Consider the following 6,281-nt stretch of genomic DNA (forward strand, 5'->3'; position numbering starts at 1 on the left):
CGCTGAACTATGGGAGAACGTGGCCAGTTCACCCGCATCTACATTAAAGCTCGAAAAACTATGGAACAGGTTATTGCCGGCAACGGCCCCATCCCCCTGTCCTATTTCAAAATCGCCAGCGCGAATAGTTCCCGCGGCATTGGGGCCAACACTGCCATCGAACACTGCACCGCCGTAAACAGCAGGCGCCAGCAACAACTGGCTGGCAAGCAACGCTACCAGTGGTGAGCACCGCTTCACGGTTCTGCACAAAATTATCTTCAACATATCGAGCTATCTCTGTGTCATTGCGGCCAATGCTTAAAGCCAGTTTCCGATCAGCAGGAAAGGCGCCCATTTACTGGGGTGCTTGTTCTCACGGTCGCCAATGAGCTTCAGCTGAGCCTGCCGCAAACCCTGCGACTTGGATGTCCCGGCCTGCGCAAGTTGCGCATAGAACTCACTGACTACTTCCAGCGTGGCCTTGTCGTCCACTTCCCACAGCGTTGCCAGAGCACTTCGAGCCCCCGCTTTCAAGGCGACGCCCGCCAACCCAAGAGCAGCGCGATCATCACCGGCGGCGGTCTCACAAGCACTCAATACCAGCAACTCGAGCGCGTCACTACCCGCTCCCCTGGTTTGAATAGTGCGCCCAAGATCGTTAAGCAGCAGCTTGTCATCATAGGTGAGTAGAAAGGACTCATCGTAGCTACTGCCAAACTTCCCATGGGTTGCAAAGTGAACGACGCTGTAACTACCGCTGGCAAGTTCGGATTTGACCCTGGACAAAGTGAAGGACTGGTTCTGTATGACGGTCGCTGAAAGTTTCTCACGCAGTGTACCCAGTTCTCGTTCAACGCTTGGTAACGCAGCGAAACCCTGCACAGATTCCGACAGTCCGCCGGCGAGCGCGTTATACGACTGTGCAGAGAACGGCTTTGGATCAAGAAGTGTGAGGCCGGGCGAGGTCGCCAAAGCGTAGCGTTCGACAAGATAAGAACTGCCATCGTGCAGCGCTGCCAGCGGTATGGTACGCAAGGCCCCGTCTGGCACGATCACCAGTGTCTCAATATTGCGCGCAGCGAACTCAGATTCCAGGGGCCTGATCAGCCAGTCATACAACTGCTGGCCGTGTTGCAGGTATTCATCGGTACCGTTGTCCACTTCAATATTCAGTCGGAAGTCACGTATTTGCGCGACCACGCGAGAGCGCTCCACCGGCACAGTAATCTGTTCAATACCGCTGCCGGACGTTAGTAACAGCTCGATGCGCGACTCCAGCATGACCGGGTACAACACTGCGGCATTGCCCGCCAACTGATCAAGCACCACACTTTCATCACCCACACACTGCTCATCAAAATAGTCCTGCACCTCTGCCAGCTTCAATTCCTCCAGCGCCAGGCGCGCGTCTCGCAAAAGCTTCTGTTGCGCTTCTGCGCTGGCAACCGTAGAGCTCTGGCTTAGCAGCGCATCCGCATATTCATAGTAAAGCGGCTGAATAATCCGTGTGAACGTATCCGGGTCCAGGGTTTCCAGATTACTTCGCATAGTACGCAGGGAAGTAACGGCTCTGGCGTAGGCCGCTAACGACATTGGGTTATTGCCCAGTGCGCCGTAAGAGCGCGCCAGAACCCACTCCCAGCGATAGGCCAGGCTATCTGCCTGAACCTGCTTCGCGTACTGCAGTGCGCGCTGAGCGTATTGGATCGCGCCCTCATATTGACGATCATCGGCATACAGCTCAGCGCTGTATCCATCCAACAGTGATCGTGTGCGCGACGCGAGACCATGCACCTGGCCAGCTCGCTGCAACTGTTGCAGCGCCGCCAACCGGTATTGCGCAACGGCATCAAACTCATTGACAGCCATACGATAAAGCGAGGCCAACGCTATACGCGCACGGATGACCGTGCCCGAGGCGCCCTCGTCCAGCAACTCGTCCGCCTGATTCGCCGTCACCAGTGCATCCTCAACACGACCATCTTCAAGCCTTGCCCGTGCCGCATTGATGAGATACAACGCCCGGATGCTATTGTCTGTCACAAGGTCGGCTGCCGCATCAAAGCCGTCGATGGCCAGCCTGTAATCGCCCATTCGCTGATGAATCAATGCCTGATCGTTGAGCAACTGGCTACGCTGCGCTGGAGACAGGCCGGCCTGCGTTGCTAGCGCCAGTGCAATGGCAGCTTGCGCATTGGCCGCTTCCCCCTCCCGGTAATACAACAGGGCGCGCTGTCGATAGGCCTGCGACAGCTGCGCGGGCGCCACCGGCGGCGCGGTATCGAGGACGGCTTGCAGCGCTGACAGCTCTTTTTCTGCCCGTGCCACGGATCCCAACCTGCGCAGGACATCGACGCGCAGCAAGCGCGTATCAATATCCGATACCGATAGCTTACGACCTGGCTGGTGCGCTGGCAGCGACTCATCCGTGTCCTTTTCAAGCAGCGCAAGGGCGACACGCAGTTCGCCTGCTGAACTTAATGCCAGCGCGCGCTCCAGATCACCATCACCCGCCGCTGCCAGCGGCGCCAGCGGCGCCAGCGCTGCCAGGAAAAGCAAACAGGCAACGATCCACCCTCCTGGCCAGCCGTTTGGAGCTAATCGTTTTATTCGCTGCATACTGGCCTGTGCCCCTGGAGTTTTCGGCTACATCAAAGTATAGGTTGCGTACTCAGCGATGCACCATCGACAGCGCGCTGCATACACAGCTGTTGTTCAGTTATTGCCGTTACTGCGCATCATAAAGGATCCCGCAGGTAGCTCTGCGCCTGTGGGTGCCCCAGTCGAGCCGCTTCGCTGAAATAGGCTTTGGCGCGCTCAGTGTCCGGTGCGTCCAGATTGATGCCACCGTCGTAAATTCGCCCGAGGTTGAACAGCGCATTGCGATCGCCCTGCTCAGCCGCCGACTGCAGCAGGCGCAGACTCTCATCCACGTCGCGGCCCAGCAGCCGTCCTTCAAACAGATAATTTCCCAGTACCGTTTGCGCCAGAAAGAAGCCCTGCTTCGTTGACTGTTCCAGTATGCGCAGGCCTGCGCGCCGCTCGGCATCTGTTTGCGCACGCGAAAGCAACAGCGTTGCCTGGTGATACAAAGCAAACGGCGCCCCGCCCCGCGCTGCGCGCTCGGCATACCGCAGTGCCGCATCCTTATCCATGGGAACTCCCCAGCCAGTGTCGTACAGCTCGCTGACGACCAGTTGGGCACGCGCTGAGCCGGCAACGGCCTGCCGCTCAAGGCGTTCGAGATAGTCACTTTCCGTGGCCTCCTTTGCCCGCAAGATATCAGCGAACAGGCTACCTGGGTATGCGGAAATAAAAGCTGCCTCGACATCGGGAAGTCCCCCGTTGACCGCATCGTAGAAGGCGAAGAACTCCGTCGCCGACGGCGTGGGTATCTTGCTGGATGTCGCCGCCTCGGGTGTGTTCGGCGATGCAGATTGTGATGTGGGTTGCGGTGTGGGTAAGAGCGCGGACTGCGACGCCTGCACCGCCACTTGCGGCGTCGGATTCACTATCGTGCCAGCCGTATCACGCAGCATATACCAGACTACGGTGACCAACAGCACAGCTGACACCGCGCCCAGCGCTGCGAGCGGTCTCAGCGAGCGCGCTACCTGGATGGGTCTCCCTGACGCAGGTTGTTGCGCACCCTTCGGGGGAGCCGCCACCACTGTGGTCGCATCCGCGTCACTACCAAAGGTGGATACCACACCACCGCGTCTTGCAGGCACTTCCAGCAATGCTGCCAGCAACTCTTCACAGCTGGCAAAGCGCTGATCTCTCTCGTAAGCGACCATGCGGTCCAACAGCGGCTGTAGATGCGCTAGAGAGCCCGGCAACTGGGGCAAACGCTTTTCGTAACGCTGCCGAGCGATCTCATTCAGGTTGCTGCCGCCGTAAGGCGCCTCTCCGGTCAACATCTGGTAAAACATGATACCGAGGCTGTAAATGTCTGTGCGCGCGTCCAACTGGTGCCCTAGAGATTGCTCGGGGCTCATATACCTGGGAGATCCAATGACCGACTGCACCTGGGTGATCTGTGTCATGTCAGCGGAGTCTCCCGCAGTACGGGCGATACCAAAATCCGTGAGTACTGCCGTGTCCTGATCCCGAAAGAGGACGTTGTCGGGCTTCACATCCCGGTGGATGAAGCCCTTGCCATGCGCATAGCCCAGTGCACTTGCCAACTGTCGTGTGATGCCCAGCGCAACGGCCTCATCCAGCGGCACACCCATGCGGCTGCGCAAGTCGCCTTCCGAAAGGATTTCCATCGCCATATAGAACACACCCTCGTGCTCACCCACATCGTAGACAGGCACAATATGCGGGTGCGACAGTATGCCGACAATGCGCGCCTCGCGCAGAAAGCGTTTACCAAACTCCTCGCTTGCGGCCAGTTCCTGCGCAATAATTTTAAGCGCTACCGGACGCTCGAAGCCACGCTGAATGGCAAGGTACACTCGGGCCATACCACCTTCACCCAGCAGGTGCTTGATGGTGTAACCCGGAATCGCAGGGAGTTGGTCAGTCACAACCGTGTTTCTGTTTGGCTCGAATCATTCAATTGACATAAACTTCCAGACGTCTGTTTAGCCGGTGATCCGCTTCCGGCAAATCCTCGCCGAGGTATTTCGGTTTCGCCTCACCAGCACCCTTGACCTCCAGCCGTGCCTCGAGCGTTGGATACTGCTGCACCAGGGTATCGCGCACCGCCTCTGCTCGCCGTTCCGACAAACCAAGATTATGCTGCCAGCTACCGCGCACATCTGTGTGTCCGACCAGCGTAAACGTCCTGCCCTGGTAATCCTCACTGGCCAGCACCTTGCCCAGTTCCTCTATATTATCGCTGGTCTGCGCATCCAGTTCCGTGCTGTCTAACTTGTAGTTTATGGGAATACGCACGCGGGTTTTCTCCGCCTCGCCGTCTGCCAGCTTGCGACCGGCCACCGTATTTATCGAGAGCAGGCCGAACTCCTGGCTGGAAAGGCTGCGCTTGATGGACTCGCCGGAGATCGGCGTATCCACCAGGCTATGGTCAAGCTGCCGTGCGTTTTCGCGCATCCAGGACGGTGGGTTGGAATGCCGTTCGATGGCGCGATCCAGAGTGGCGAGCGCCTCAAAACGCTGGCCGTTAAGCGCCAATACCTGGCCATAGCGTGCGAGCGAAACTGCCGCTTCATCTGTGGTATCCGCATGTTCCACCGCATGCTCATAAGCGTTCAGCGATTCCTTCAGCTTACGCTGCTTCTGGTAGGCTGTGCCCAGCAAATGCCAGGCGGCATATGAATCGCAGGCCTCAACAGATTTATCCAACCACTGCACGGCTTTCTCAAAGTCCTGCTGCGCACCCGCCTTGCGAGCGAGATCGTAGTACCGTTTACCGTCAGCACAGGGAATAGCGGCATTACCTGCTTGCGCTGCAATGGCGAGTAGAACGCCCGCCGCCAGGATGTACTTGCAAGATCTGAAGAACATAGGTTTCTCCGCAGGGTGCTCAGGGTCGCAAAAAGCTGATGAAGTGATTGAATGCCGCACACAACCAGACGCGACAAGAGGCCCAGAATGACGGCAGCGTAGACAGAAACGTGTTGTGGTGAATAAAAGCCGGTCGATACAGCCCGTACGACCCACCGACCGTCTTTGCCAGGGCCAGCTGATCCAGTTCGCGGCTTGCGCCCAGGGCATTGATTGTGACGTTATCCATGGCAGTGCTTCTTATGCTTTTAGTGCCGTTTTACTGCAGATATCGACGTACTTTTTGTCAACCCGCCAAATTGGCGGCCATGTGATAAGTAAAGCAGATTAGATTACAAGTGCGTACCAGCCACGAAAAAATTTCTTAAGCACCTGATATATATGGTATTTATTTCAAAGCATGCAGGAGAGCAGGTGCTCGAGATTGCCCGCAACCACAAGGTGCTCTGGGCCGATTTGAAGAACTGGCACGAAGGTGAGGGCTATAGGGATCAGCTTGAGGTATTCAAAAGAGCGCCAGAGGAACATCAGAGTTAGGAGTTGAGCCAATCTCTGTAGCTATTATGTTACCTGGGTGACCGGGGAGCTTAAGACAATCTTTCTCTTTCGTGACAATCAGCGCAGCACGCTGGTTTCTAGTACTTCAATTTGGCGGACCGGACGGGAGTGATCACAACAGTCTGGGGGTTGCGCTGCCCCCTGCAGGGCGTCTGCGACGTCGCAAACGCTCCTTTGGTCGCGGGAGTGATCACAACAGCCTTGGGGCTGTTGTGACCCCTTGGCTCTTCATCATTAACGGGGGACACCGGCATTCATTAAACTGA

General features: G+C 57.3%; 5 protein-coding genes. All 5 read right to left on the minus strand.

Annotation, left to right across the window (positions count from 1 at the left end; genetic code table 11):
- Nucleotides 1-267 (minus strand): filamentous hemagglutinin N-terminal domain-containing protein (locus C0039_RS20965; protein WP_165787185.1); only part of this gene is annotated, 267 nt, incomplete at its 3' end.
- A 33-nt stretch (nucleotides 268-300) separates the two neighbouring features.
- Entirely contained in the window at nucleotides 301-2,541 is a 2,241-nt protein-coding gene (locus C0039_RS18425; RefSeq protein WP_076000837.1) for a CHAT domain-containing protein, read from the minus strand.
- Nucleotides 2,542-2,720: 179 nt separating this feature from the next.
- Nucleotides 2,721-4,514 (minus strand): serine/threonine-protein kinase, encoded by a 1,794-nt coding sequence (locus C0039_RS18430; protein WP_101518910.1) that lies wholly within the window; start codon nucleotides 4,512-4,514, stop codon nucleotides 2,721-2,723.
- A gap of 28 nt (nucleotides 4,515-4,542) precedes the next feature.
- On the minus strand, nucleotides 4,543-5,457 hold the full coding sequence (locus C0039_RS18435; RefSeq protein WP_165787186.1) for an OmpA family protein: 915 nt from the start codon (nucleotides 5,455-5,457) through the stop codon (nucleotides 4,543-4,545).
- Between the two features lie 19 nt (nucleotides 5,458-5,476).
- On the minus strand, nucleotides 5,477-5,686 hold the full coding sequence (locus tag C0039_RS21135) for a hypothetical protein (RefSeq protein WP_165787187.1): 210 nt from the start codon (nucleotides 5,684-5,686) through the stop codon (nucleotides 5,477-5,479).
- Nucleotides 5,687-6,281: the final 595 nt, after the last annotated feature.

This window comes from Pseudohalioglobus lutimaris, assembly GCF_002866825.1.
Lineage (GTDB): Bacteria > Pseudomonadota > Gammaproteobacteria > Pseudomonadales > Halieaceae > Halioglobus > Halioglobus lutimaris.